The 24,335-nt window shown below is 33.7% G+C and carries 30 protein-coding genes and 1 riboswitch; of the genes, 10 read left to right on the top strand and 20 right to left on the bottom strand.

Annotated features, from left to right (window positions below; translation table 11 throughout):
• Positions 1–3: 3 nt before the first annotated feature.
• The 11 genes from BUB80_RS21270 to namA form a co-directional block, all read right to left on the bottom strand.
• Positions 4–507, bottom strand: coding sequence for a DUF4280 domain-containing protein (locus BUB80_RS21270; RefSeq protein ID WP_073297543.1), 504 nt, complete (start codon positions 505–507; stop codon positions 4–6).
• A gap of 29 nt (positions 508–536) precedes the next feature.
• Positions 537–1,580, bottom strand: coding sequence for a hypothetical protein (locus BUB80_RS21265; protein ID WP_073297540.1), 1,044 nt, complete (start codon positions 1,578–1,580; stop codon positions 537–539).
• 43 nt (positions 1,581–1,623) lie between these two features.
• On the bottom strand, positions 1,624–1,926 hold the full coding sequence (locus BUB80_RS21260) for a hypothetical protein (RefSeq protein WP_073297538.1): 303 nt from the start codon (positions 1,924–1,926) through the stop codon (positions 1,624–1,626).
• 9 nt (positions 1,927–1,935) lie between these two features.
• Positions 1,936–3,348, bottom strand: coding sequence for a T6SS phospholipase effector Tle1-like catalytic domain-containing protein (locus BUB80_RS21255; protein ID WP_073297535.1), 1,413 nt, complete (start codon positions 3,346–3,348; stop codon positions 1,936–1,938).
• Between the two features lie 34 nt (positions 3,349–3,382).
• Positions 3,383–4,357 (bottom strand): DUF2931 family protein, encoded by a 975-nt coding sequence (locus BUB80_RS21250; RefSeq protein ID WP_228433913.1) that lies wholly within the window; start codon positions 4,355–4,357, stop codon positions 3,383–3,385.
• Between the two features lie 64 nt (positions 4,358–4,421).
• On the bottom strand, positions 4,422–4,592 hold the full coding sequence (locus BUB80_RS23740) for a hypothetical protein (RefSeq protein ID WP_175549640.1): 171 nt from the start codon (positions 4,590–4,592) through the stop codon (positions 4,422–4,424).
• Positions 4,593–4,594: 2 nt separating this feature from the next.
• Positions 4,595–6,562: a type VI secretion system Vgr family protein gene (locus tag BUB80_RS21245; RefSeq protein ID WP_073297529.1), complete on the bottom strand. Its 1,968-nt coding sequence runs from the start codon at positions 6,560–6,562 to the stop codon at positions 4,595–4,597.
• A gap of 198 nt (positions 6,563–6,760) precedes the next feature.
• Entirely contained in the window at positions 6,761–7,168 is a 408-nt protein-coding gene (tssD, locus tag BUB80_RS21240; RefSeq protein WP_073297526.1) for a type VI secretion system tube protein TssD, read from the bottom strand.
• Positions 7,169–7,409: 241 nt separating this feature from the next.
• Entirely contained in the window at positions 7,410–7,742 is a 333-nt protein-coding gene (locus tag BUB80_RS21235; protein ID WP_073297524.1) for a CCC motif membrane protein, read from the bottom strand.
• 21 nt (positions 7,743–7,763) lie between these two features.
• Positions 7,764–8,057: a DUF2752 domain-containing protein gene (locus BUB80_RS21230; protein WP_073297521.1), complete on the bottom strand. Its 294-nt coding sequence runs from the start codon at positions 8,055–8,057 to the stop codon at positions 7,764–7,766.
• 27 nt (positions 8,058–8,084) lie between these two features.
• Positions 8,085–9,137, bottom strand: a complete 1,053-nt coding sequence (gene namA, locus BUB80_RS21225) for an NADPH dehydrogenase NamA (RefSeq protein ID WP_073297518.1) — start codon at positions 9,135–9,137, stop codon at positions 8,085–8,087.
• Positions 9,138–9,243: 106 nt separating this feature from the next.
• On the opposite strand from namA, the gene cdd reads away from it, so the two are divergent.
• From cdd to BUB80_RS21210, 3 genes are all read left to right on the top strand, one after another.
• Positions 9,244–9,726, top strand: coding sequence for a cytidine deaminase (gene cdd, locus BUB80_RS21220; protein WP_073297515.1), 483 nt, complete (start codon positions 9,244–9,246; stop codon positions 9,724–9,726).
• A 219-nt stretch (positions 9,727–9,945) separates the two neighbouring features.
• Positions 9,946–10,124: riboswitch (cobalamin riboswitch) on the top strand.
• Between the two features lie 34 nt (positions 10,125–10,158).
• Positions 10,159–11,988, top strand: coding sequence for a TonB-dependent receptor plug domain-containing protein (locus tag BUB80_RS21215; RefSeq protein WP_073297512.1), 1,830 nt, complete (start codon positions 10,159–10,161; stop codon positions 11,986–11,988).
• 13 nt (positions 11,989–12,001) lie between these two features.
• On the top strand, positions 12,002–13,057 hold the full coding sequence (locus tag BUB80_RS21210; RefSeq protein ID WP_073297509.1) for a DUF5074 domain-containing protein: 1,056 nt from the start codon (positions 12,002–12,004) through the stop codon (positions 13,055–13,057).
• Positions 13,058–13,222: 165 nt separating this feature from the next.
• Here the strand turns inward: BUB80_RS21210 and BUB80_RS21205 are convergent, their stop codons facing one another.
• The 9 genes from BUB80_RS21205 to gldB form a co-directional block, all read right to left on the bottom strand.
• Positions 13,223–14,644 carry a CCA tRNA nucleotidyltransferase gene (locus tag BUB80_RS21205; protein ID WP_073297506.1) on the bottom strand — a complete coding sequence of 474 codons (1,422 nt, stop codon included), beginning with the start codon at positions 14,642–14,644 and terminating at the stop codon, positions 13,223–13,225.
• Positions 14,645–14,827: 183 nt separating this feature from the next.
• Entirely contained in the window at positions 14,828–15,376 is a 549-nt protein-coding gene (locus tag BUB80_RS21200) for an L-threonylcarbamoyladenylate synthase (RefSeq protein WP_073297503.1), read from the bottom strand.
• A 30-nt stretch (positions 15,377–15,406) separates the two neighbouring features.
• Entirely contained in the window at positions 15,407–16,006 is a 600-nt protein-coding gene (locus BUB80_RS21195) for a hypothetical protein (protein ID WP_073297500.1), read from the bottom strand.
• Entirely contained in the window at positions 16,006–16,509 is a 504-nt protein-coding gene (locus BUB80_RS21190) for a DinB family protein (protein WP_073297497.1), read from the bottom strand. The genes BUB80_RS21195 and BUB80_RS21190 overlap by 1 nt, the downstream gene beginning before the upstream one ends.
• A gap of 59 nt (positions 16,510–16,568) precedes the next feature.
• Positions 16,569–17,021: a GNAT family N-acetyltransferase gene (locus BUB80_RS21185; RefSeq protein WP_073297494.1), complete on the bottom strand. Its 453-nt coding sequence runs from the start codon at positions 17,019–17,021 to the stop codon at positions 16,569–16,571.
• A 4-nt stretch (positions 17,022–17,025) separates the two neighbouring features.
• Positions 17,026–17,505, bottom strand: coding sequence for a nuclear transport factor 2 family protein (locus BUB80_RS21180; protein WP_073297558.1), 480 nt, complete (start codon positions 17,503–17,505; stop codon positions 17,026–17,028).
• A 140-nt stretch (positions 17,506–17,645) separates the two neighbouring features.
• Positions 17,646–18,785 carry a cystathionine gamma-synthase gene (locus tag BUB80_RS21175; RefSeq protein ID WP_073297492.1) on the bottom strand — a complete coding sequence of 380 codons (1,140 nt, stop codon included), beginning with the start codon at positions 18,783–18,785 and terminating at the stop codon, positions 17,646–17,648.
• Positions 18,786–18,893: 108 nt separating this feature from the next.
• Positions 18,894–19,220, bottom strand: coding sequence for a gliding motility protein GldC (gldC, locus tag BUB80_RS21170; RefSeq protein WP_073297489.1), 327 nt, complete (start codon positions 19,218–19,220; stop codon positions 18,894–18,896).
• A 90-nt stretch (positions 19,221–19,310) separates the two neighbouring features.
• Entirely contained in the window at positions 19,311–20,294 is a 984-nt protein-coding gene (gene gldB / locus BUB80_RS21165; protein ID WP_082384290.1) for a gliding motility lipoprotein GldB, read from the bottom strand.
• 52 nt (positions 20,295–20,346) lie between these two features.
• Here gldB and BUB80_RS21160 point away from each other — a divergent pair, with 52 nt between their 5' ends.
• The 7 genes from BUB80_RS21160 (at position 20,347) to BUB80_RS21130 (ending at position 24,221) form a co-directional block, all read left to right on the top strand.
• Positions 20,347–20,985 (top strand): leucine-rich repeat domain-containing protein, encoded by a 639-nt coding sequence (locus tag BUB80_RS21160; protein WP_073297487.1) that lies wholly within the window; start codon positions 20,347–20,349, stop codon positions 20,983–20,985.
• Between the two features lie 63 nt (positions 20,986–21,048).
• Positions 21,049–21,582 (top strand): GNAT family N-acetyltransferase, encoded by a 534-nt coding sequence (locus BUB80_RS21155; protein ID WP_073297484.1) that lies wholly within the window; start codon positions 21,049–21,051, stop codon positions 21,580–21,582.
• Positions 21,579–22,106 carry a GNAT family N-acetyltransferase gene (locus tag BUB80_RS21150; protein WP_073297481.1) on the top strand — a complete coding sequence of 176 codons (528 nt, stop codon included), beginning with the start codon at positions 21,579–21,581 and terminating at the stop codon, positions 22,104–22,106. Before BUB80_RS21155 ends, BUB80_RS21150 begins: the two co-directional genes overlap by 4 nt.
• Before the next feature lie 13 nt (positions 22,107–22,119).
• The gene (gene nadE / locus BUB80_RS21145; RefSeq protein WP_073297478.1) at positions 22,120–22,914 is read left to right on the top strand and encodes an NAD(+) synthase; all 795 of its coding nucleotides are present in this window, start codon (positions 22,120–22,122) and stop codon (positions 22,912–22,914) included.
• Positions 22,915–22,941: 27 nt separating this feature from the next.
• Positions 22,942–23,451, top strand: coding sequence for a ribonuclease domain-containing protein (locus BUB80_RS21140; protein WP_073297475.1), 510 nt, complete (start codon positions 22,942–22,944; stop codon positions 23,449–23,451).
• A 51-nt stretch (positions 23,452–23,502) separates the two neighbouring features.
• Entirely contained in the window at positions 23,503–23,769 is a 267-nt protein-coding gene (locus BUB80_RS21135; RefSeq protein ID WP_073297472.1) for a GIY-YIG nuclease family protein, read from the top strand.
• A 101-nt stretch (positions 23,770–23,870) separates the two neighbouring features.
• A complete protein-coding gene (locus BUB80_RS21130; RefSeq protein ID WP_073297470.1) occupies positions 23,871–24,221 on the top strand; it encodes a barstar family protein in 351 nt (116 codons plus the stop codon).
• Positions 24,222–24,335 lie beyond the last annotated feature (114 nt).

The following is a 24,335-nucleotide window of genomic DNA, read 5'->3' as shown; positions in this document are numbered from 1 at the left end:
CAGTTAACTTAGAGTTTGTTTAATGCTATCTCCCGTAATATCGTATACCATTTCCTTCTTTTGCATGCTTTCAGAATCTACCAAGGGATTGATTTGCTGTTGCACGTCTTTATCTGCATTTTTAAAATTTTGTTGGCAGGCTTCTGCTCTTTGTCCATTATCTATAATCTCGATGCATGGTGTTCCCGCAATGGCACAAATCGCTTTGCTATCTTCCAGAATAATAAATCCGCCATTACTCAATTGTACTTTATCATAAAAATTCTGCCATTCGGTCACCATTATTTTACAAGGCGGAGGCGGTACTCCCATCTTGGTACAGTTTCCGAAAGTATTTTTTTCAAATGTAGCTGCTCCTATTTCTTTGGTGGTTACGATAAGTTTTTTTGAGGCATCTTTATCGTTAGCATATTCTTTCTTATGGGTAAGCACTTTAAGCTTATCCGGAGCCTGTCCAAATTGGCATTTGCACATAGCACCTTGTACTACAATATGTTTTTCTGCCATTTCATTTTATATTTTGTGATGTGATAATTCTAATTTTCATCGATTATGGCAATACTTACCGCAATCTTTTTTTCCTCTTGAAGCATAATACTACACTCCAGATATACTGATTCGGGAAGCAAAGTTTCTCCGTTCAAATAATGTACTATTCTACAGTTTCCTTCATTATTCATTTTCGGATTATCCTCAATGATCAATGAAAAAGGGGCTTTATTAGTGAAATCATAAATACTTCTTTCATCGTGTAAAGCTCCATGCCCTTCTATATTAATTAGGTTATATTCATCTTTTAGCGGATCAACCTCAAACTCTATTTGATAATTGGGTTCTACTGCGTTATTCACTATTGGGAAACTTTCTACTCCTTCTATTTTAAAATTTTGTCCAAAACTTTGATAGATTCCAAAAAACAAGGTTCGAATGAAATAATCATTTTTTAAAAGTAAACTTAACGTATCAGGCTCACTTAGTACTTTCTCAATTTTAAGACAATATTCATTTACTGTTTCACCATCATACTCTTTATATACTTCTTCTTTTACCTTTACCCATCTTTCTTTAAAGACCGCCGTATTTTCAATATCATTGAATTTACCGGATTCATCTACACTCAATTGTAATGGGTATAAAACTTTAGATGTTTTGTAAGCCAATAGGTCAGCTATTTCATTTACCTCTTCTTCATTCAGATATAAATTTGAAGTTCGGTCTATTTCAAAAAAGTGTAATTTATTTTCAGTTTTTAGCCAACGTACTGAAGTTTCATATTTCAATTCATTTTTACGGTCTCCGTTTTCAATATTAATAACTACTCCATATTTAGAGAATGACTTTTCAGGCTGAAAAACCAACCTATTTCCTCTACTGAAATTAACTAATCTACTTTTATCCGTTACCGAAGTTCTTGGTATAAAAAACTCGATTTGTCTCGTTATTTCTATCAGGATCATATCCTGAACTTTGCAATGGTTATTATGAAAAAACTTTAAATCCTCTGTGGACAATCCGTAGAGAACAGCCACGCTTTTTAAGGTATCACTTTTCTGAACAATATGTTTATTAAATTTCTGCATATACATTATCCGGCAACAACATTACATTTTCTGCCCTTCATTTTTATTTAATATTTAAAATATAGGTTGCCAATAAAATAATTCCTGCTATTACCAATATTATATTTGTCATTCTATATTCTTTATTTCTGGAAGTAAAAAAACTTACCAGTAATTCTATGAAAAGCAACAGACACCATATAGCCATCCAGCAGATATTTAAAATAAGATCCATGGGAATAGACATTCCACTGTTACCTCCGATTGATTGATGAGGATGAAACCATGAATCCCAATGAGCATAACAATAGATAAGCAAAAAACCTATTAATAATAATCCCACTCTTATCGCCAGATATTTTTTCATATATGAAGATTAATGCAACACCCTTACTCTGTCTGATGTTGGATCCATCCCAATACCTTCTCTTCGTGCCGACCAATGTAGATATTTATTTCTAAGGATTCTTAGATCATCCTGCTCTTTCATCTCTCTTTGATAATCTGCATATTTTTGTTCCGGAATTGTGGCCCCACCATATGCATTTTCAACTTCTTTGTATCTCTTAAAAGTATATTGTTTTCCATTCTCCATGGCATACGATCTAAGACGGGCTTTTACCCTTATCAATAAAGGATCTTCTGAAATAGAATATGTTTCATCGGTAAGCTTTTTTATCGTAAGTGGTACTGTTTTCTGAACACCATATTCTGCCATAAAATGCAAAGGAACATAGCTGTACCTTTTTACTAAATCGCGGGTTCCCTTTAACGATAGATAAAAACCAGGTGTAATACTAAGCTGATCTTCTTTATACCAAGCATCCGCTATAAGCTGACTTCTTAATGCTTTTAATTTTTCACTGGTTGTCCAAGATGTTTCAATCTCCTCCCAGGTTTCCGTTCCGTCTTCATAAGCTCCACCAACATCACAGTGTACTCCAGGAAATATTCTTTCTGTTCCTACATGCACATTGGTTAGATCAAAATTTTCTCTATGCTCATTTTCTGCTACAAAATGAATAACAGTTTGTGCTTTTCCAATATCATTCAAACTAAGTTCCTCCACATCATTGTGAAAGTTTGGCATGGCAGAAAAGTTTTTTGAATAAGAAGAAACGGTATCATAAATACCCAGAAACCTAACCTTTATTACATCAACAGTAATTCCTGCCTCTTGCAATTTTAGTCCTAAATGCCCCCATTTTGGAAGTTCCTTATCTTCTACTCCACTACTATCGCTGTCAGAAAGAACAGTAACAGTCATTCCTTCGTTTGAATATGTTCTTGAGGTAGCTTTATATTTTGATTTTCCTATTTCATGAACAAAATTTCGTGCAGCAGCAGCACCGCGACTAAAACCAAAAACATCAAAAGTAAGAACGGCTATCTTATCTGCCTTTTTTGAACTCTTAATATTTTTTACTTTTTTCACAATTTCCTCACATCCTTTTCTCACCTTTCCTCTAATTCCGGTATCCCCGGTTCCGAAGGCGTAGCCCAACATAGAATCTTTTTCCTTATCCTCTGTACCAATCCCTTCTATATAAATACCGGTACTTTTGTCATAATTATCCCACAAACGCGCTACATTACTCCAGTCATTATTGTAACTATTATTATCTGTTGGGTTACCTCCCTTTTTATTATATGCAGCCGTTTTATCCCTTCTTTCGATGGTATTGGTTTTGTTATTCAACGTCCCATCAAAAAATATCCCAAGAGTAATATCTAATACCTCTTCTTGTGTTATGGTTGGTGTATAATCTCCAAATATATTATTGGGCATAATTCTTATGTTTAAATTAATGAATAAGGATCATCTATTCTATTTTTTGAGATAATCTGATCTTTGCTTTATTAATAGAAACCTCCTGCGTTTTGGTCTTTAATGACAGAGAGGCTTTGGCATTGTCGTTATCAACTTTAATAACAAAATCTATATTATCTTCCTTTCCTAGTTTTTGGAAAAGTTCAAAAATTTCTTTTTCATCAAAAGAGTCTATCCATACAGCATATCTGTTCTTACTTTTATCTCTCCAGTAAAAACCACAGAATTTTGGAACAGCTCTTTTTTGATAAGAATCATTATGTAAACTTTCACCAAAAAGGTTTTCCTGCTCACCGTTATAATTCTTAAACCCGAAATCTATCCATTCTGCACCATCAGGTAATATGACAGAAGGCTTCCAGTTATATCTTTCTCTGTAAACATCATAAATACCCGGAGCCGGATACCCCTGTTCTTTTATTTTGGCTCTTACCTCAGGTTTAAAGGTTTCATAAGATGGATCATTCAGCATTCGGTCTGCAAAACCCTCTTTCAGCATATACTTTGCATTTTCATAGGCTTTCTCTTTTGTAATAACGGTATCATGAGCCTGAAAAACACTAACTTCTTTTTGATTTCCGGGACCGTTGATCCATAAAACTACCCTTCCTTTAGGTGCCAATCCTACTATAAAATTATTGTAAGTCGTTTTCTTCTTCGTATCCTGATCTATAAAACCATTTTTAAATAACTCAGCTATTTTATCTTTATCTAAATCCCATTTTCCAGTGTAGAATTTATTCTCTACAAGAGAGTACCAAGTAAATTCTAACTGACTAGGGATGTTCATATTCTGAGTGCTTACACTCATTGTTCCACCTTCATTTCCCCAACCTGTATTTTGGGTACCCCAGATGGCATCAAAACTATATGTGAAATCATCAGCAATAATAGCTCCTTTGTAAATTTCCATTGGATATTCCTGCGGGGCAGAGATTGTTCCTAACCAATTATATTTTTCTTCCATTTTCTTATTTTGACAACTTGCCAGTGAAAAGCTACATACTACAAAGAGAATCAGTATTTTTAGTTTACTTATTCCCATGGGACATTATTTTTTTATTGCTTGCCAAAACAAGGTTTCCTTTTTTAGCTTCTGTATTGATCTTTCCTGCGATTTTTTCAACCTTCTGTCCCACGGTTAAATTATAGGAATCGTTTACTTTGATCAATATATTTTTAGCAGTTTTTCTTATAGCCATGATTAAAAAAGTTTAGATTTTTCAGCACTGTTGAATTCTACAATTTTTCCACTTTGCATGGTCATATTTTCTTTTTCGCTGAACATTGATATTTCTCCGGCTACTTCATGAGAAGTCTCAGACTGTCTTTTGAATTCTTTTTCCACCATCTCTGTTCTTGTATCTGAAGATTCTCTAATATCTCCTGCCGCATTTTGAACAATATCAACTCCTGCTGTGGAATTGATATTCTGGTTAGCTGTGCTTGAAATACTTTCACCAGCATCTACAACAATTTCTTTTCCTGCAGTAATGTTAATATTTTCTCCTGCATACAGCGTGAAATTTTTGGGTGCATTTATACTGATATTTCCTTTCCCATCCATAAAATAGATGTTTCCACTAGGGTCAACAATCTTGACGCTTCCTTCTTCATCATTCATCAAAATTCTAATGCCACTTCTCGTTTGTATAGATTTTAGATGATTATTAACTCCGCCCCCTAAAGCAATACCTCCATGGAACATACCGCCCATTACAAAAGGTCGATCGGGATGTCCGTGTTGAAAATTAACCATCACCTGATCCCCAACCTCCGGGATAGCGACATACCCTCTGTTTTGAGTAATCTGATCTGTACCTCCGGCATCAGGGCTCATCATACGGATAAAATCGGTGGTATCATTTATTTGCCAATCGAATCTTACAGTGACTCTTCCCTGCCCCTCAGGATCGGTATTTGAAATAACTGTAGCAACCTGAGGTTCCGGTCTTGGAATATGAAATTCAGGTTTAGGCATATACCCTGTTCCTTCGGCAATCGCTTCAAAAGTTCCCGTATAATATCCTCTTGCATCCACTTCATGAGTAGTTTCAGTAATCATAAGTGTGGTAAGGTGTCGGGTTTGATTAGAATCTTGTTGACGTATTTTAATATCTACCACACATCCCGGATGAAGAAAAGGAATCGAAGTAGCCCCCGAAACATTCATCACATTCACAGCCTGACTTCCAGAGCTACTCTTTTGAGCATACTCAACGTCAAGATGGGTAGCTGCTTTTATAGGTGCTACTCTTAATGAAGGGGTTTTATATATTGTATCGTTATTATCGTATGCTGTTTTAGCTAAATTCCCCAGATGCTTTACCGGAGTCGCTCCTGAAGTAAGCTTTTCATTCTTACTGCTGTTATAGCCATAAAACTGAGGTTTCGTATGTACTGCTTTGAGTTCTACTTTAACATCACTTATACTACTACCGTCAATTAATTGAATGTGCTGACCATTTGACTGAGGAAGCTTCCCAAAATGCAGGACATACCCATCATAGAAAAACTGCTCCCCATAAGCTTCTGCCATTCTCGCCAGATAATTGTAATGTGTTTCATCATATTGGCTACTATAAAGAATCTGGGAACTGTCATTGGTATTGATATTAACATCATAATAATTGGTATCAATACCTTGTTTAATTACATCATTGGCAATGATACCAACATTAACAGCTTGTGTCCCTCCAAAGCTTTGAGTATGCTGCCCACCATCTAACAAAATGGTTGGACTGTAACCTTTAAGCACAATATTACCAAGGCTCATCTTTTCCTGACTGAAACCTACCGAAGTAATAACGCCAACAAAAGACCTATCAGGGCTCTTATCTGCTCCTTTATATTTAAAAGTTGCTGTAAATCTTTTTCCTAATAATTTATTAGCCTCTTCCAGATTCTGATTTTGGCGATTTTCAAGACTGTCATAGGCAAGGGTTATTTCAAACTCGTGGTGCTTAACCGCACTTTGTGTTAGTTTAAAATGTTTGAAATGTTTCACAGGTTTTCCATCTGCATGCACTTCCAGCTGTACCATTCTATTGATTCCTGAGATCTGATTCTCCGAAATACCTTTAGCGTTGTTATCAGGCGTAAAAGAAGGCTTTCTTAATTTCGAATAATCCTCATTAGAAAGAAGTTCTTTTTCATTATTTTTATTTTTCATGTTGTGGTGCTTCGGTATCTTGTTAGTATATTATATTTATCCCATGCGGAATTTAGTATTTACTATCTTATAAAAATAATTATATTATTCATAAAAATGAGAATTATATAGAATAATATATTTTCACTTCATCAATTACAGTCGAAAAAAGACCGTCTTGCGAGACAGTCTTTTATACTATTGCTTACACTTTGGAAATTAGCTAGATGGCCAAAGTCCTTCATAAGCAGAATTTCCATAATTAATTTGCTCTGCACTAATGACAAAACTAATCAGCATACTGTTTTGATCTACTGCATCAAAATCTACCTCATGCTGAATCACATATCCATTTTCCCAGTTCAAGGTAATTAATGTTCCTTCTTCATGAGATTTGTTAAAAGTAACTTCTCCAGTTGTCGGTTTGTATTTACCATTTAGTAAGCTCTCCAAAATATCAGATTTTTCTGTAGCTTCAATTGTTAACTTAATAATAGCATTCGATGGGTCTGATGCTACACGTCCTGAAACGTCTGTAGATCTTGCAACACTGTAATTAAGCTTTAATAGCTTCTGTCCCTCGCTTCCGTTGAATTTTAAAATTCCTCTTGAATTTTTGTCTGCCATAATTTCTAAATTTTAATTATTAACACTGTGTTTTTCAATGTTTTGTTATAACAAATATAGATACCCCATTTTAATTCAAAAAACTTTTATCCCACTATTTCATATTTTGTAGTAGTTCTACGACTAACAAGTGTTAGCTAAAAATATAATGAGCTTACTCCAAGTACAAAAGTTTCACATTTCCAGAAAGGCCATAAAAAAAGACCGCTAACTGCGGTCTTCTATATTTACAATAAATTAATTATTGTCCCATTAATTCTTTTAATCTTTCCTGCATCAGTTGAGGATCTTTCATAGCATCCAATCCTAGTGTAGAAATAACCACTATAAGATATCCAATATATAAAACACTTAATATAATACCAATGATACATAATATTTTACCTGTATTCAGGTTGCTGTAATCTGAATACAAATCTGGATTTTGTTTATATAAAGCATTATCCTTTTTGAAAAGGTATAATCCGACAATTCCGGTAATAATACCTACCACCCCATAGCAGCAGCAACCGATAATAGATACGATTCCTAATACAAGTACAGCAGTAGCATTTGGTAATTTCTGTTGATTCATAGTTATAATTTTAATGTTAATTTAGTGTATATTTAAATAAAAATGTTTGTAAAAATAAGCAATTACCATTATAATAGAATTAATAACCGCCATTATAATTAAAATATTTCCATAGTTTCTTTTCTTGTCAACAAAGCTAACTCCTACTGTGAATAGAAATAGCAACAAGGTATAAACGGCAGGAAACATATGAAAAGCTTCAGAGAATCTCCCTTCAAAAACCATCACAATAGCTCTTTGAGCACCACACCCGAAGCATTCTATTCCTAAGAATTTCTTACTTGGGCACGACAGCATGAAATCTTCAATCTTCATCTTTTCAACTATTTAATTTTTGTAAAATTAAGAAGAAATTTTCGCTCTTAAATATTGGTGTGGGAAAAAGCATTGTTCTTTCATTTCAAAAGACCCCTGAACAGCAATATATGGATTTCTTAAAATCTCTCTTGCCACAAATATTAAGTCGGCATCGCCTTTCTGAAGAATTTCTTCCGCCTGCTCTATTTTGGTAATGAGACCTACCGCTCCTGTTTTCACATCTGCTTCATTTCTTACCTGTGAAGAAAATGGAACCTGATATCCATCAAAAACAGAAATTTTTGCGCCATGAATATTTCCACCACTTGAAACATCAACTAAATCAACTGAATGATTTTTTAATATTTTTGCTAATTCTATGCTGCTGTTAATATCCCATCCATTTTCAGCATATTCAGTTCCTGAAATTCTTACAAAGAGTGCCACATTTTCGGTTAGTTCTTCATTTACCGCATCTACAATTTCCAATAAAAATCGAATTCTATTTTCAAAACTTCCTCCATACTCATCAGTTCTGATATTAGAAAGTGGAGATAGAAACTGGTGAACCAAATATCCGTGTGCACCATGAATTTCAATTACATCAAAACCAGCTTTCACCGCTCTTCGTGCCGCATCTTTAAAATTTTGAATCTGTTCTTTAATCTCTTCTATCGTTAACACATGCGGAATTCTCTCCGTCGGATGGTAAGGAATCGGGCTTGGTGCAACAGTTTCCCAACCTTCCTCAACCGGAATTTGAAGATTATTCCATGTTGAACCTTTTCTTCCTGCATGGGCAATTTGAACCCCAATCTTGCTATCAGAATTTTTGTGTACGAACTCAACAATTCGCTGTAGCTTCTCTGCCTGCTCGTCATTCCAGATTCCCATACAATGGTTTGTGATCCTCCCTCGAGGTTCAACTCCCGTTGCTTCCACCATAATTAACCCTGTTCCACCCTGTGATCTGCTTCCATAATGCACAAAATGAAAATCATTAGCGATCCCATTTTCACAAGAATACATACACATAGGAGACATTACCCATCTATTTTTTAATTCAACATTTCTAAATTGTATAGGAGTATATAACATGTTTTGATGTTTTTGAGTTTTAACTTAAAATTTTAAAGAATAAAATAATATTGCGCACCTGATGAAAAAGAGGTAGTTTTGTCCCCCTTTTTTAGCTCCACAATATATGAAAAAAGACATACAGGTAAGTTACGAATATTTTAAAAATAGCGGTGAACTTAGTGATATAGAAAAAACATTGTTCGAAAGAGCAAAACAAGCCAGAGAAAATGCTTATGCACCATATTCCAACTTTTTAGTCGGGTGTTCGATTTTACTGGAAAATGGAGAAATATTCTCTGGAAATAATCAGGAAAACGCAGCTTTTCCATCGGGTCTTTGTGCCGAAAGAACAGCTATATTCTGGGTAGCAGCCAATTTTCCGAATGAAAAAATTAAAAAGATATTTATCGTAGGTGGTCCAAAAGAATTTAATGCGAAAAACCCTCCGATTCCACCTTGTGGAGCGTGCAGACAAAGTTTAATGGAATATGAAACAAAGCAAAATGAAAATATAGATCTTTATTTTTCAAGTATGAATGATGAAGTGGTAAAAGTGAATTCTATTAAAGATTTACTTCCTTTTTATTTTGATGCTACGTTTTTGTAGCGAAGGAATTATAGTCGCTTTGTTCTTCACAATGAAACGAAGTAATTTCTTTATTGCTAATAATATTTTTAATAAAATTGCTTCACCTTCGGTTCGCAATGAAAGAGGATAGTTGATGAATTCTGATGCGATGAGTAAAAGTGAAAGCTAGAAATAGCTTCTAAAATAACCTTTCATTTAAGGTCGTTTTTTCTTTTTTGTCTAATCAATCTAAAAACTTATCTTTGGGAAAATTTTGGTTTCCAATGTATTTGGAATGAAAAGGGAATTGGGTGAAACCCCCAAACTGTCCCCGCAACTGTAAATCGCAATCCAAATTTCTGCAACAAAAACCACTGTGAAAACGGGAAGGTGTAGAAAGCGAAAGTCAGGAGACCTGCCAAAATCATAATTAATAAAATAGATTGCTTTCGGAGGAAAAGTAAAATAGGAATGGATATAAAAAGATCTTTAGTACTGCTTTTTTCGTCTTACAGTTGTTTGCTTTTTTCGCAAGAGAAAGTAATTGACACCGTTTATGTTTTTGATAACCAAATGAGTAAAGTAAAACTTTTTCATCAGGTTACAACCATTACTCCTCAAGACGTAGAAAAAAACTCAACCAACCTTTCTGAACTTTTACGTTTTCAATCTCCGATGTACATTAAAGAAAATGGCCGTGGAGCTGTTTCTTCACCTTCGTTCAGAGGAACTACAGCACAACAAACTGCCTTTGTATGGAACGGAATTAATATTAATTCTAATTTTCTGGGGCAAGGGGATGTGAATAATATTTCCTATTGGGGCTTTGATCAGATTGATGTAAAAGCTGGCGGTGGAAGTGTTATATATGGTAGCGGAGCAATTGGAGGAAGTATTCACTTGAATAATGATATGGGGTTTAACAGAGGTTTTCATACTTCTTTATTTTCAGAAGTAGCTTCTTTTAATACCTATAATAATTTCGCTAAAGCTTCATACAGTAATGATAAGTTTAGTTTTAAAGCTTCAGGACACCAAACCAAAAGTGAGAATAATTATGAAGTAGAAGAAGCCAAGAACTATATCAACAGAAACGGAAAATACAGCAATACCAATTTTAATTTTGCAGCGGCTTATAAAATCGCTCCGCATCATCAAATTTCCTGGATCTCAGAATTCTATAATGGATCTCAGCATTATCCGATTTTTTTTGAAAGTCAAGACAAAACAAAATATGAAACTCAAAATATCCGCAGCCTAATCTCATGGGATTGGAACAAGGCTAATTTTAGCAACTCATTTAAAGCAGCTTATACAGAAGAAAACTTTCAATATTTTGGTAATATTGATAAATCAAAAACAAGTGGAGGAACAGGCAAAAATTATATTTTAAAAAATGATTTTAATTATTTTATTCTTCCAAAACTAAATTTTAATTTAATTAGTGAATTTCAGGTAAATAAAGGGGAAGGCTATGGATCGGGAATCGACCATGTAAGTAGAAATATAGGATCTGTGAGTGGATTAATCCGTTACTTTGCAACAAAAGATATACGCTTTGAAGCAGGAGTGAAAAAAGATTTTATCCAAAATATAAATTCACCTTTATTATTTTCATTTTCAGGAAAATGGGATGCTACAAATTGGTATAATTTAAACCTTAGTATTTCAAAAAACTTTAGATTCCCTTCATTTAATGACCTTTATTGGCAACCTGGAGGAAATATTAATCTAAAACCAGAAACATCTTATCAATTTGAATTGAGAAATCAGTTTAAAATTGCAGATGTAAAACTTTCGGTAACCCCATATTACATGAGTATCCATGATATGATTCAATGGCTGCCTACTTCTTTAGGATATTATTCGCCTGTTAATACGTATAAAGTTGAATCATATGGAATTGAATCTCAAATTGAATATGAAAAAAAATATGGAACACACACACTAAGATCAAGCGTAGGATATTCTTATACAAAATCTACCAATCTTGAAACTCAGAAACAGCTGATGTATGTTCCTTTGCATAAAGTCTTTGGAAATATTGATTATCAATATGACTTCTTGAGAGTATATGTTCAGGGAATGTTTAATGGCTTGACCTATACCGATACAAATGAAAAGAGAAGTGATGCACTAGACCCTTATTTTGTAATGAATTCAGGAGTTTCAGCAACATTGCTTAAAAACTACACTATCGGTTTTAAAGTCAATAATATATTCAATCAAATCTATTATACCACGGCATTTTATCCTTTACCAAAAAGAAATTATAGCGTGAATTTAAATATCAATTTTTAAATAATTAAATATAATGAATATTAGAAAAATTTTATCTCTTGCATTTGCTGCAACATTACTTTTCACTACTTCTTGTACCAGTGACAACACAGAAGAGATTCTGGAGGTTACCTTTGAAAATGGAGTTCTTATCACCAACGAAGGCGGATTTACGTCGCCGACAGCAGAAGTTTCTTTTGTAACGAACGACCTTTCCGCTGTAGCCAATAAAATTTATTATGGAAAAAACAATGAAGTTTTAGGAAGCGTTCTACAAACTATCGGTTTTGATTCTGATAAAGCTTATCTGGTTTCAAACGTACCTAACAAAATTGATATCGTTAACAGATATACTTTTAAAAAACAGGCTACTGTAACGACTAATCTTCAAGGTCCACGATATATTGCATTTTCAGGAAACCAATATTATGTGACCAACAACCTTTCTGGTGCAATAAAACTTAATGTATACAATAAGGACAATACTTTTGTAAAAAGTATCACTTTTGACAGATATGCAGAAAAAGTGGTTGAAGCTAGTGGAACTATTATTGTACAAACGGATGGTATAAATTATCAAACAACTGCTCCTTACACTCCATATGCATCAGGATACACCATTACAACTGTAAAGCCTTCAACTAATACAGTTGATAAAACAATAACGCTTCCAACTGTTGGAATCATCAGAGATATGATCTCTTATAATGGTGATGCTTATGTATTAGCTTCTGACAATACAAACTCTTACATCTATAAGATAAATTCTACAGCAGGAACATATACAACAACAACGCTTACGGGGATTCCTCAAGTTGAAAAATTAAGAGCTGATAATAACAAGTTCTATTTTGCTAATGCAGCCAACAAAATTTATTCTATGACTGTAGGTTCTACAACAGTTCCGACGACTCCTATTGTAACTACAACAGGAAATCTATACGGATTTAATGTAATTGACGGTAGAATTTTTGCTTCTGATGCAAGCTTCACCGCAGACAGTAAAGTGAATGTTTATAATGCAACTAATGGTTCTTTATTAAAGACTTTTACTACAGGAATCGGAACCAACGGTTTCTATAAAAACTAAAATTTGCACTTCGGTGTATATTGTATAATTTTTTATTTTTTTTCATCATTTGTGTTTTTATCCGATCGGTTTCTTCGAAACCGATCGGATTTTTTTTATCATTTTAACGCAAAAAGCAACAGATGAAAATCCATTGCTTTATTTTTTTATTTAAAAGTTAAGTGTTTATGCTAAAGTTAGTCCTAATTTCTCTGCCTCAGCGATCACAAATTTTGTAGCTTCTTCTTTATCATTTAAAATTTCACCTTCCAAAATAGCTTCTTTTACTTTTTCCTTTAAAATTCCGATTTCACGTCCTGGCTTAAGATTAAACATCGCCATAATCTCTTCCCCTGAAATGGGTGGCTGAAAATTTCTTACATGATCTTTTTCTTCAACCTCTTTTATCTTAACGGCAACGTATTCAAAATTCTTTTTGAATCGCTCCTGTTTCCTAGAGTTTTTTGTGGTTATATCGGCCTTACAAAGCGTAAACAGATCCTCCATATCTTCACCAGCATCAAATAGCAATCTTCTTAATGCAGAATCTGAAGCATCATCCGTAATCAACGCGATAGGACGAGATGAAAGCTTTACCATTTTCTGAACATACTTCATATCTGGTCCTAAAGGCAATTTCAGTTTTTGAAACATTGTTTTTACCATTTTTGAACCTAAAAACTCATGTCCATGGAAAGTCCAGCCTGTTCCTTCAACGAATTTTTTTGTTGGTGCTTTTCCGATATCGTGAAGCAATGCAGACCAACGCAGCCAAAGATTATCCGTATGTAAAGAAATGTTATCTAGCACTTCCAACGTGTGGTAAAAATTGTCTTTATGCGTCTGCCCTTCTACCTCTTCTATTCCTTTTAGCTCGATTAATTCAGGAATAATAAGTTTCATTAATCCTGTTTCTTCCATCAGTCTCAATCCGATTGATGGTTTTTCTGAAAGCATGATTTTATTAAACTCAACCATGATTCTTTCCATGGAAACAATTTTAATTCGCTCCGCTTCCTGTTTTATCGCTTCTAAAGAATGTTCTTCAATTTTAAAATTCAATGTTGATGCAAAACGTACTGCTCTCATCATCCTCAATGGATCATCAGAATACGTTTGTGCCGGTTCTAAAGGTGTTCTTAAAATCCTTTTTTCCAGATCTTCAACACCATTGAAAGGGTCGATCAATTCACCAAAATTATCTTTGTTTAAAGAGATTGCCATGGCATTAATGGTAAAATCTCTTCTTTTCTGATCATCTTCTAATGTACCTCCTTCTACTTCAGGTTTACGGCTATTTTCGGTGTAGCTTTCTTTACGGGCTCCTACAAATTCAAGCTCCAGATCTTTGTATCTGATCATCGCCGTTCCATACGTTTTGAAAACAGAAACTTTCATTTTAGGATCTATTTCTTTCCCTACACTTTCCGCAAGTTCAATACCGCTTTGCTCAGTAACAAAATCAATATCCGTTGACGCTTTTCTTTTCATCAAAAGGTCCCGAACATATCCACCGACAATATATACCGACTGATTATTTTTGTCCGCGACTTCAGAGATTATTTTGAAAAGTTTTAGATTTTTATTTTGATTAAGATTAATGAACATGTTTATTATGTAGATGTTAGAATTTAGACTTGATCTATTAGATTCATAACAGAGTTTTCAATAACTCTCTTTATTTATCTAATGTAAAACCACTAAAGAATTAAGGGTATCAAGCTTTTCACTCAATATTCTTAATGCCTTAATGGTTGAATTATTTTGCAAAGATAATTAAAATCTTTTCTTTTATTCTCGTAGAACTTTTATTCTGTTATCGCTCCAGATTTTTATAACAGATGAACCCGAATATTGGGATACTTTTTCTCTGTTTTCTTCCACCGCATAATCCACCAAATCAATAATTTCTTTTGAAATATCCGAAAATTGTAACGGGCTTTTATCTCCACTGAAATTTGCTGAAGTGGATACCAAAGGGCGATTTAATTTTGTAATTAATTTTTTACAAAAATCATTTTTCACCAAACGAATTCCGATGCTTCCATCTTCAGCCAATAATTCTTTCGGCAATCCTTTCGGATTTTCATAAACTAGTGTTACAGGTTTTTCACTTAAATCCATGATTTCCCAAGCCATCTCCGGAACGTCTACCAAATCCTGTAATCTCTTTTCAGTTTCCACTAAAATGATCATTGATTTGTTTTTTTCACGCTTCTTGATGTCAAAAATTTTATTGATGGCCTCTATGTTTGTTGCGTCACACCCAATTCCCCAGATCGTATCTGTTGGATAAAGGATGGTTCCACCTGATTTTAATATGTTGATGATGTTTTCCATAATAAATAAGAAATTTAGACCTTGATACAATCAGTCTTTTAAAAAAAATGAGCTAAAACCATTTCTTTTATTTATATTTTTTGTTTGCTTATTTGTCTTTTTTAATATTTTCTTTAAATCTATTCGAATAATATGCTGAGAAAATAAAACCGGAACATTTAACCGTGCACTCTCCTTAATTAAAGTATAAAGAATAGATTCATTTTTAAAGAAAATCATTATTGTTTTTTCGTAATTACCCAAAGTATAGCCACTAGTCGGTTCATTTAAGAATATTAAATTATTTGAAATTTTAGAGACTCGATAATTATTTTTGTTTCCATATTCAAGAATTCTTTGCTTAGCATCTTCTTTATGAATATTAAACTTTATTTCCTTTAAATCTTTTTCAGTGAATTTGCAGTAAAATCCATACAATCCAAAAAATAACCCAGAACCACATAGAAGATATTCTAAATCACTATTAGCAGAAGATTTTACTGATCCCAAAGCTAATATTGATGGTACGATTAATGCCAAAAACATAAAATAGTTTGTAAACGTATCAAACTTCTCCCACCAACTTTCTTCAAACATTAATTTCTTTGAAGCAATACTTTCTTCAATTTCTAAATTCTTTAATATTCGCATTACAACTTCGGCAAATACCTTTCCTCAATAATATTCAAATGATGAATATTATGGCCAATAATTAATTTCCCGATGGTTTCTACAGAGATTTCGTTTCCGTTGGCTCTTCCTTTATTATTTAAAACGGAGGGATTTAATGTTTCCAATAAAATTTGGGAAGACTTTCTGATCAATTTATATTCTTCTAACAAAGATTCTAAACTTCTTTCGTTAGCAAAAGAATTGTTAGCATACAGTTCCTCATCAAAACCTGGAAGTTCATTGTTATCGCCTCTTGCAAAAGCTAAAATTCTATATTGAAAAATTCTTTCGGTATCTGATAGATGGAGAAGTAATTCTTTCAACGTCCACTTTCCTTCATCGTAAGCGAAATGAGATTGCTCTTCTGAAAGTTTTGAATAAATAGTTATCGTTTTTTCTCCGGAAACCTTTAATTCTCCCAACCAATTTTCGGAAGGAATATGATCTAAATATCGTTGAATATATTTTTGAAAATCAGTCATGGTAATATGGGTAATAAGTAATTGGTAATGAGTAATTTTTAAAATTTACAATTGACAATTCACGATTCTTTGTTCGTCCATTCGTAGAAGTTAACAGAATCATACAATTCAAAACCGCAAGCCGGATATAGTTGATTTCCGATGTCGTTTGATTTCCCTGTTTCAAGGAGAACTCCACAAGCTTCGGTAGATTTTGCTAATTGCTTTGCTTCTTCAATTAATTCTTTTGAATAGCCTTTTCCACGGTAATTATCGTTGACATATAAATCATTCAACAGCCAATACCGTTTCATTCTAGTAGAAGAAAATATAGGAAATAATTGAACAAAACCAACTAACTTCCCTCCATTTTCAGCAACAAAAATTTCGGAATCTTTATTCTCGATTCTTTCTTTGAGGAAATTTTCAGCAGCAGAAATATCTGATTCTTTACGATAAAAAACTCTGTATTGATCAAATAATTCAGCCAATTGAGCCAAATCCTGAATGGTAGCTTTTCTTGTATTTTTCATCTTATTATAAGTGATGGTCGTAGCTTAGAACTCTTTTCATTTTCCAGTCTTTACCATCCAAAATCCATAGAATCGTAAATTTTGCACGGCTTCCTTTGTTCCACTTTCCATTATTCAATTCAGCAAAATCATGTTCACCTTCTTCAATAAAAGCATACAAAACATTATCCTTGTACAAAGGATAAACTTTCATGCTGTTGGGAACCAACTCACGTTTTACCTTGTTGGGTCCGCCACAAATATTATTCCTGATTGAAGCAGTGAAAGCTTTTTCACCTGAAGTAATTCCGCCTTTATCGTGATAAAATTCTAAATCATCACTCACGATAGAAGGATAATGAGAAAGATCACATTTGTTAAATCCGATATCGAATATCAAACTGTCTAATTTCTTTGCCGTTTTATACAACTCATCGGTTGGTTTAACCTGAGAATATGCAATCTGACTTAAAATTAGCAGCACTAAAATCTGAATCTTTCTCATTATTTTTATTTTTTTGATTAATTTTATTTTTTTCACACTTTGTCATTCTGACGAAGGAAGAATCCCTACTTCTTTAAAATAGATTCTTCATTACGCTCCGCTACATTCAGAATGACAAAACGGAATATTCAAAATCTATATTAAGAAAAAGCTTTTTCTAAATCTGCAATAAGATCTTCTGCATCTTCAATTCCAACGCTTAAACGAACCAAGTCATCAGTAATACCTAATTCAGCACGCTTTTCAGCAGGAATAGAAGCGTGAGTCATCAATGCCGGGTGATTGGCCAAAGATTCTACTCCACCTAAAGATTCTGCCAACGTGAAAACTCTCACTTTTTCTAAAAACTTAACGGCATCTTCTTTTTTACCTGATTTGAAAGTGAAAGAAACCATCCCTCCAAAATCTTTCATTTGAGCTTTTGCCAATTCATATTGTGGGTGAGATTCTAATCCCGGATAAATTACTTTATCTACTGCAGGATGAGATTCAAGGTATTTCGCCACAGCCATTCCGTTTTCTGAATGTCTCTGAACTCTTAATGCCAATGTTTTAATCCCTCTCAATACCAAATAAGAATCGTGTGGTCCTAAAATCCCACCACTTGCAAACTGGATGAAGTGAAGTTGATCACCTAATTCAGCATCTTTAGCAATCAATGCACCAGCGATAACATCAGAGTGACCTCCTAAGTATTTCGTTGCAGAGTGCATTACAATATCAGCTCCCAAATCAATTGGTCTTTGTAAGTAAGGCGTTGCGAAAGTATTATCAACAGCAACTAAGATGTTTTTTCCTTTTGCAATTTCTACAACAGCTTTGATATCTACCAATTTCATCAACGGATTGGTTGGTGTTTCAATCCAAATCAGTTTTGTTTTGTCTGTAATAACATCAGCAATTTTTGAAGCATCATCAAAATTAACGAAAGTAAATTTCAATTGATATTTTTCAAAAAGTCTGGTAAACATTCTGTATGTTCCACCATATAAATCATCTACTGCAACAACCTCATCGCCTGGATTTAATAATTTTAAAACACAGTCGATTGCCGCCAAACCAGATCCGAAAGCCAATCCTCTCGCACCATTCTCAATGCTTGCCAAAGAGTCTTCCAACGCCTGTCTTGTAGGGTTTGCAGCTCTTGAATATTCATATCCTGAATGTACTCCAGGACTTTTTTGCGCGAATGTAGATGTTAAAAATACAGGAACATTCACAGAACCTGTAGCAGATTCGTGATGTTGTCCTCCGTGAATAACTTTTGTATTAAAATTCATAATATTTTGCTTTTAGTTTATTGCTTTTGGCCTTTAGCTTTACAACTAACCTGCCAAAACTTTATTATTATTTACTTTGTGCTTTTAGCAAGAAAGCCAAAAGCGTTCTTACATTTTTATAGCAGATTTCACCGCAAATTCTTCTGCGATCTGCTCGATCCATTCTGCTACATCTTCCTCTCCTGTTGCTCTCTGGTAAGTACTTCCAAGAGAAACCAAGATCTGGTGGATAAACATTTTCATTTGATCTACCGGCATTTCTTTTGTCCAAAGATCAATTCTTAAAGCTTCCATCTTTTTATCATCCCAAACGGAAATCATCGTTGCCTTCGTATCTTCCTTTTCAACACCTCCATCTTCTGCATTCCAAGTGATGAGTTCCGGAATGTGGTTTTCATCTAATTCAACGTCTATCGTAATTTGAGTCTTTCTCATAACTTTCTATTTATTCTAATAATTTTATTTTTTGCTGTTGGCTTTTTGCTTATCGCTTTTCGCACAACTTCTAATTTCTAAGTTCCAGCCTTATTTAACTTTCGGCTTATATCCTGACTGATTAAAAATGGTTGTAGCATCCATTTTCAGGAAATCTACAAGCTTTGTATCAGGCTTTTCTTTAAAATAGGCTTTACAAACCTGCCATCCTGCAAAAATCCCCACTTGTGGTGAAGACTCGTTGTCTATATCTGTATAAAATTTAGAGAATGGTCCCGGAGCAATAAAACGCTCTACCAATCTGTGATCATCTCCAAAGATCAAGTTGTTTTCAACAAAATAATTCCAGATGTTTGCTTCATTCGCCAACGTCCAGTCATATTGTTTTTTGGTGTAATTCATTTTCAGATAATCCGGAAAATTGGGTAAAAATGCATCCTGAAGAATCATTATTTTTCCGTTAAGCATAATCTGATCTATAAATTTTTGGTGATCAGGAGATTCCTTAACCATACTTTCAGCAAAGATCTGCGACACTTTCGGTACAATATTCTGAGGATTCATTGATTTTTGAAAATACAGTTCCAACCCTTTGTAGTTTGCGTTTCCATCTCCCATAAAACCTGTAACATCTATGAACAGAAGATTTCCCTTTTCATCATAGAAAATAGGATCCTGAACCATCTGCAAGGCCGATGAAAACAAATATACTTTCGGACTTTTGAATTGAGGAAAGTAATATTTGATATGTGAAAACAGATCCTGAAGCTCTTTTTGAAGCTTAGCCTGATCAATTTTCCCAATGGCTTCTTTATAGAGTTTTATTTCTCCGGCATCGGCTCTTCTTTTTCCGAAATCTGCATCTGAAACCGTTCCCTGAAACCAAGGATATTGAGCTTTAAATTGATCTAAACTTACATTCGGATCATACAATGCTTTTGAAATATCAGTAATTTCAACCTTTTCGGCAGGATTTTTCACTTCTACATTCCATTGGTTCTGAGAATCTTTGTTACAAGAATTCAAACCCAAAACTAAGAGTAAAGAAAGTGCAATAGTTCTAAAAATCTTCATTATTTTTACATGAAATTTAAGTTTACAAAAATACGGATTTAAACACAACCAAATGATGAAAAATAAAATATTTATAACAGTAATATTAAGCTTCACATCAGGCATTTTCTTTAGCCAAAACCTTAGTTTTAAGGACAAGAATCTTGAAAAAGCAGTGATAGAAAATTTTGACATGAATAAGGATAATGCGATAAGCAAATTCGAAGCAGAAGGTATCACGAACCTGTTTTTAGTAAATAAAGGAATAACCTTAACTGATGACCTTCCCTTTTTTAGAAATGCGACAACAATTCTTTTAGATGATAATGCCATCCCAAATGCATCGATAAAAAGCCTTAATAAGCTGGAACTATTTTCATGTACAGGATGTAAGATTTCAAAATTTGAGGCAGACAACTTGCCAAAATTAATGTCATTATATCTTGACAACAATAATATTGAAAATATTTCGTTCAGGCTGGCACCGAGAATTAATCAATTAACAATATCTTTAAATAAATTAAAAACAATTGATTTAAGCTCGCTTAAATATTTAAAAAAATTAAATCTCGAACATAACCAACTTCAAAAACTGGATATCTCTTTAAATAAAGAGTTACAAACCTTAAATTTAGCTGGGAATAAAATGAAAGAAGCGGATGTAAGAAAAGGAATGAAAACAGATGTTACTATTTTTGGATTCGAAGAATAAACAGACTTTAAACCCTAAATACAGATTTTATCTCTACACAATTCTACTATTTAATATACAACCATGAAAATAGAAACTGAAAGACTGCTATTAAGAAAACTTGAAGATACCGATTATGAACGTTTGTTTCTATTGGACTCTGATCCTGAAGTAATGAAATATATTGGTGTACCTGTTGTAAAAGACGTTAATGATTCAAAAAAGATGATTCAGTTTATTCAAAAACAATATGCTGAGAATGGTGTTGGAAGATTTGCGGTGATTGAAAAAGAAAGTAATTTACTAATTGGTTGGAGCGGATTAAAATTTTTAACAGAACCTATTAATGGATATAAGAATGTCTACGAACTAGGATATCGCTATTTACCCGAATATTGGGGGAAAGGCTACGCTATGGAAGCAGCAAAAGCCTCTTTGAATTACGGTTTCAATGACATTGATACAGATATCATTTATGCAATGGCTCATTCTGAAAACGATGGCTCAAATCATATTTTACAGAAACTGGGCTTTGAAAGAACAGGAGAATTTATGGAACCAGACGGAATGTGTTTCTGGTACGAATTACAACGCGAAAAATACAGTTCAAAATCATGATTTTAAGACAGGAAGAAGAAAAAGACCGTCAGAAGGTTTTTGAAGTCATTGAAAAAACGTTCAAAGACGCTGAATATAGCGATCATCAAGAGCATTTCTTAGTGGAGAAATTAAGAAAATCTGATGCTTTTATTCCCGAATTATCAATTGTTGCCGAAATAGATGGTGAAATTGTTGGGCAGATTTTATTCACAAAAATTACAATAGAAAATGACTCAACATCTTTTGAATCATTGGCATTAGCACCTGTTTCCGTACTTCCTGAGTTTCAGAATAAAGGAATTGGCGGATTGCTGATTAATTACGGACATACCCTTGCGAAAGATTTAGGCTATACTTCCGTAATATTAATTGGCCATGAAAACTATTATCCTAAGTTTGGATACGAAAAAACCACTAATTTTGGAATTTCTTTTCCGTTTGATATTCCTGAAGAAAACGGAATGGCTATAGCATTAACCGAAAACGGATTAGAAAATATAAATGGCGTAGTAAAATACCCTAAAGAATTTGGAATAGACTAAAAAAATATAAATAATGCAGACACAAAAAGTAACAGATCATATTGTAAGCTGGCTAAAAGATTATGCTACAAAAGCAAATGTAAACGGATATGTATTAGGAGTTTCAGGAGGCGTTGACTCTGGTGTTGTATCTACGTTGGCAGCAATGACGGGATTAAAAACGTTGTTAATTGAAATGCCGATTCGTCAAAAAGAAGATCAGGTAAATCGCGCTTGGGAACACATGAATGATTTAAAATCAAGATTCCCTAATGTAGAAACAATGTCTGTGAATTTAACCCCTGCTTTTGAAGAATTATATAAAAGCTTTGATGTACACGATGATCTTTATCCCAACGAAAAACTGGCTTTTGCCAACACCAGATCTCGTCTAAGAATGCTTACGTTGTATTATTATGGCCAACTGAATGGCCTTTTAGTGTGTGGAACAGGAAATAAAGTTGAGGATTTCGGAATTGGTTTCTACACCAAATATGGTGATGGCGGCGTTGACGTCTCTCCTATCGCTGATCTTTATAAAACGGAAGTTTATACATTGGCAAAATCTTTAAATTTGGTTAAAAATATTCAGGAAGCCATTCCTACAGACGGACTTTGGGATGTTGACAGAACGGATGAGCAACAGATTGGAGCAAGCTACCCTGAATTAGAAAAAATTCAAAAAGAATACGGAACAAAAACTGCTGACAATTATGAAGGTCGTGATAAAGAAGTATTTTTAATTTTCGACAGAATGCATAAAGCCGCCAAACATAAAATGGATCCTATTCCCGTGTGCGATATTCCTGAGGAATGGAGAGAAGGATAAAAGTAACATTTACAACTGACACAAAATATGAATAGTAAAACAAGATCTTTATTTTTTATCTGCTTGGGACTTCTTTTTGGGATGTCTGCCATGTACATTTACAATAATTTTATCGCTGATAAAAAAGGTAATTCAACTGCGATAAAAACAGAAACTGTTAATTATGGTAGTGCAGACAATCAAAATTCGGTTGATGATTCTTCGAAACAATCTATTGAGCAGTTAACAGAAGAAAAAAAAGTCATTAGTTATGTAAAACAAAATCATCAACTTCCTGACTATTATATCACAAAAAACGAAGCCAGAAAACAAGGCTGGAACCCGTCAAAAGGAAATCTTTGTGAGGTCTTACCCGGAAAAGCAATTGGTGGAGATAAATTTAACAACAGAGAAGGAAGCCTGCCCAAAGATGATAAATATTTTGAAGCTGACGTAAACTACAACTGTAAAAACAGAAATGCAGACCGAATTATATTTACCAAAGCCGGAGATGTTTATCTTACCAAAAACCATTATAAGAGTTTTGAAAAGCAGTAGTAAGACCCGTCATTGCGAGAAGCGAAAGCGACGAAGCAATCTCTATAATACATGAAAGCAGGTTTTATTTACATAATGACTAATAAAAAAAATACTACTCTTTACACAGGAGTAACATCAAATTTGCCCAATCGGATCCAAGAACATAAAGAAAAATTTCATGAATTAAGTTTTACTGCAAAATATAATTTAGAAAAATTAGTTTATTGGGAATCTTTTCAGGAAATAGGAGATGCCATTTTTAGAGAAAAACAAATAAAGGCAGGTTCAAGACAGAAAAAATTAAATTTAATAAATTCTATAAACCCAGAGTGGTGAGATTTAGCGGATGATATCAAAGATATTATGAATCGTTTTTGAGATTGCTTCGTCGCTTCGCTCCTCGCAATGACAAATAAATTAAAGAAATAAAAAAAGATATGAAGACAATATATATAGATTTCACCGATATTGGTGACGATGAAGATTTTTATACACAATTAAAAGAAAAGATTGCTCTTCCTGAGCATTTCGGGGATAATCTGGACGCACTTTCTGATGTGATCACAGGTGAATTGGAAATGCCACTTCACATCGAATTTGTAAACATGACCGTAGATCAGCTTGAAAGTTTTGAAGATCTTTTAACAACATTAGAAGATATCGAAGAAGAATCAGAAGAGTTTACTTTTAGTTATTATCTGGAACAATACGAAGGGGATGATGATGAAACCGAAGAGGAAGAAGAAGAAAGTCATGATGAAAATAAAGAAAATAACGATCAGAAGTAAATAAACTACCCCGGGGCAGAGCCCAATGTCATTAAGTTAGGTGATTAACATTCTGATTGTCAAATGATTAATCCTTTGTTTGCGATTGTTTTTTTCGTATATTTAACAGTGAAT

The organism is Chryseobacterium polytrichastri, assembly GCF_900142445.1.
Taxonomy (GTDB): Bacteria; Bacteroidota; Bacteroidia; order Flavobacteriales; family Weeksellaceae; genus Chryseobacterium; species Chryseobacterium polytrichastri.
This window is presented reverse-complemented; position numbering and strand designations above follow the sequence as displayed.

Coding starts and splice junctions, on each gene's coding strand:
- BUB80_RS21180 (WP_073297558.1), bottom strand. CDS start 17,505: ATGAGAAAGATTCAGATTTTAGTGCTGCTAATTTTAAGTCAGATTGCA.
- BUB80_RS21200 (WP_073297503.1), bottom strand. CDS start 15,376: ATGGAAAACATCATCAACATATTAAAATCAGGTGGAACCATCCTTTAT.
- BUB80_RS21205 (WP_073297506.1), bottom strand. CDS start 14,644: ATGTTCATTAATCTTAATCAAAATAAAAATCTAAAACTTTTCAAAATA.
- namA (WP_073297518.1), bottom strand. CDS start 9,137: ATGTTATATACTCCTATACAATTTAGAAATGTTGAATTAAAAAATAGA.
- BUB80_RS21135 (WP_073297472.1), top strand. CDS start 23,503: ATGAAAGCAGGTTTTATTTACATAATGACTAATAAAAAAAATACTACT.
- BUB80_RS21250 (WP_228433913.1), bottom strand. CDS start 4,357: ATGGAAGAAAAATATAATTGGTTAGGAACAATCTCTGCCCCGCAGGAA.
- gldC (WP_073297489.1), bottom strand. CDS start 19,220: ATGAGAAAGACTCAAATTACGATAGACGTTGAATTAGATGAAAACCAC.
- BUB80_RS21265 (WP_073297540.1), bottom strand. CDS start 1,580: ATGCAGAAATTTAATAAACATATTGTTCAGAAAAGTGATACCTTAAAA.
- tssD (WP_073297526.1), bottom strand. CDS start 7,168: ATGGCAGACAAAAATTCAAGAGGAATTTTAAAATTCAACGGAAGCGAG.
- nadE (WP_073297478.1), top strand. CDS start 22,120: ATGCAGACACAAAAAGTAACAGATCATATTGTAAGCTGGCTAAAAGAT.
- BUB80_RS23740 (WP_175549640.1), bottom strand. CDS start 4,592: ATGGCTATAAGAAAAACTGCTAAAAATATATTGATCAAAGTAAACGAT.
- BUB80_RS21185 (WP_073297494.1), bottom strand. CDS start 17,021: ATGAAAAATACAAGAAAAGCTACCATTCAGGATTTGGCTCAATTGGCT.
- BUB80_RS21235 (WP_073297524.1), bottom strand. CDS start 7,742: ATGAATCAACAGAAATTACCAAATGCTACTGCTGTACTTGTATTAGGA.
- cdd (WP_073297515.1), top strand. CDS start 9,244: ATGAAAAAAGACATACAGGTAAGTTACGAATATTTTAAAAATAGCGGT.
- BUB80_RS21230 (WP_073297521.1), bottom strand. CDS start 8,057: ATGAAGATTGAAGATTTCATGCTGTCGTGCCCAAGTAAGAAATTCTTA.
- BUB80_RS21210 (WP_073297509.1), top strand. CDS start 12,002: ATGAATATTAGAAAAATTTTATCTCTTGCATTTGCTGCAACATTACTT.
- gldB (WP_082384290.1), bottom strand. CDS start 20,294: ATGAAGATTTTTAGAACTATTGCACTTTCTTTACTCTTAGTTTTGGGT.
- BUB80_RS21215 (WP_073297512.1), top strand. CDS start 10,159: ATGGATATAAAAAGATCTTTAGTACTGCTTTTTTCGTCTTACAGTTGT.
- BUB80_RS21155 (WP_073297484.1), top strand. CDS start 21,049: ATGAAAATAGAAACTGAAAGACTGCTATTAAGAAAACTTGAAGATACC.
- BUB80_RS21245 (WP_073297529.1), bottom strand. CDS start 6,562: ATGAAAAATAAAAATAATGAAAAAGAACTTCTTTCTAATGAGGATTAT.
- BUB80_RS21160 (WP_073297487.1), top strand. CDS start 20,347: ATGATGAAAAATAAAATATTTATAACAGTAATATTAAGCTTCACATCA.
- BUB80_RS21140 (WP_073297475.1), top strand. CDS start 22,942: ATGAATAGTAAAACAAGATCTTTATTTTTTATCTGCTTGGGACTTCTT.
- BUB80_RS21130 (WP_073297470.1), top strand. CDS start 23,871: ATGAAGACAATATATATAGATTTCACCGATATTGGTGACGATGAAGAT.
- BUB80_RS21195 (WP_073297500.1), bottom strand. CDS start 16,006: ATGCGAATATTAAAGAATTTAGAAATTGAAGAAAGTATTGCTTCAAAG.
- BUB80_RS21270 (WP_073297543.1), bottom strand. CDS start 507: ATGGCAGAAAAACATATTGTAGTACAAGGTGCTATGTGCAAATGCCAA.
- BUB80_RS21150 (WP_073297481.1), top strand. CDS start 21,579: ATGATTTTAAGACAGGAAGAAGAAAAAGACCGTCAGAAGGTTTTTGAA.
- BUB80_RS21255 (WP_073297535.1), bottom strand. CDS start 3,348: ATGCCCAATAATATATTTGGAGATTATACACCAACCATAACACAAGAA.
- BUB80_RS21190 (WP_073297497.1), bottom strand. CDS start 16,509: ATGACTGATTTTCAAAAATATATTCAACGATATTTAGATCATATTCCT.
- BUB80_RS21260 (WP_073297538.1), bottom strand. CDS start 1,926: ATGAAAAAATATCTGGCGATAAGAGTGGGATTATTATTAATAGGTTTT.
- BUB80_RS21175 (WP_073297492.1), bottom strand. CDS start 18,785: ATGAATTTTAATACAAAAGTTATTCACGGAGGACAACATCACGAATCT.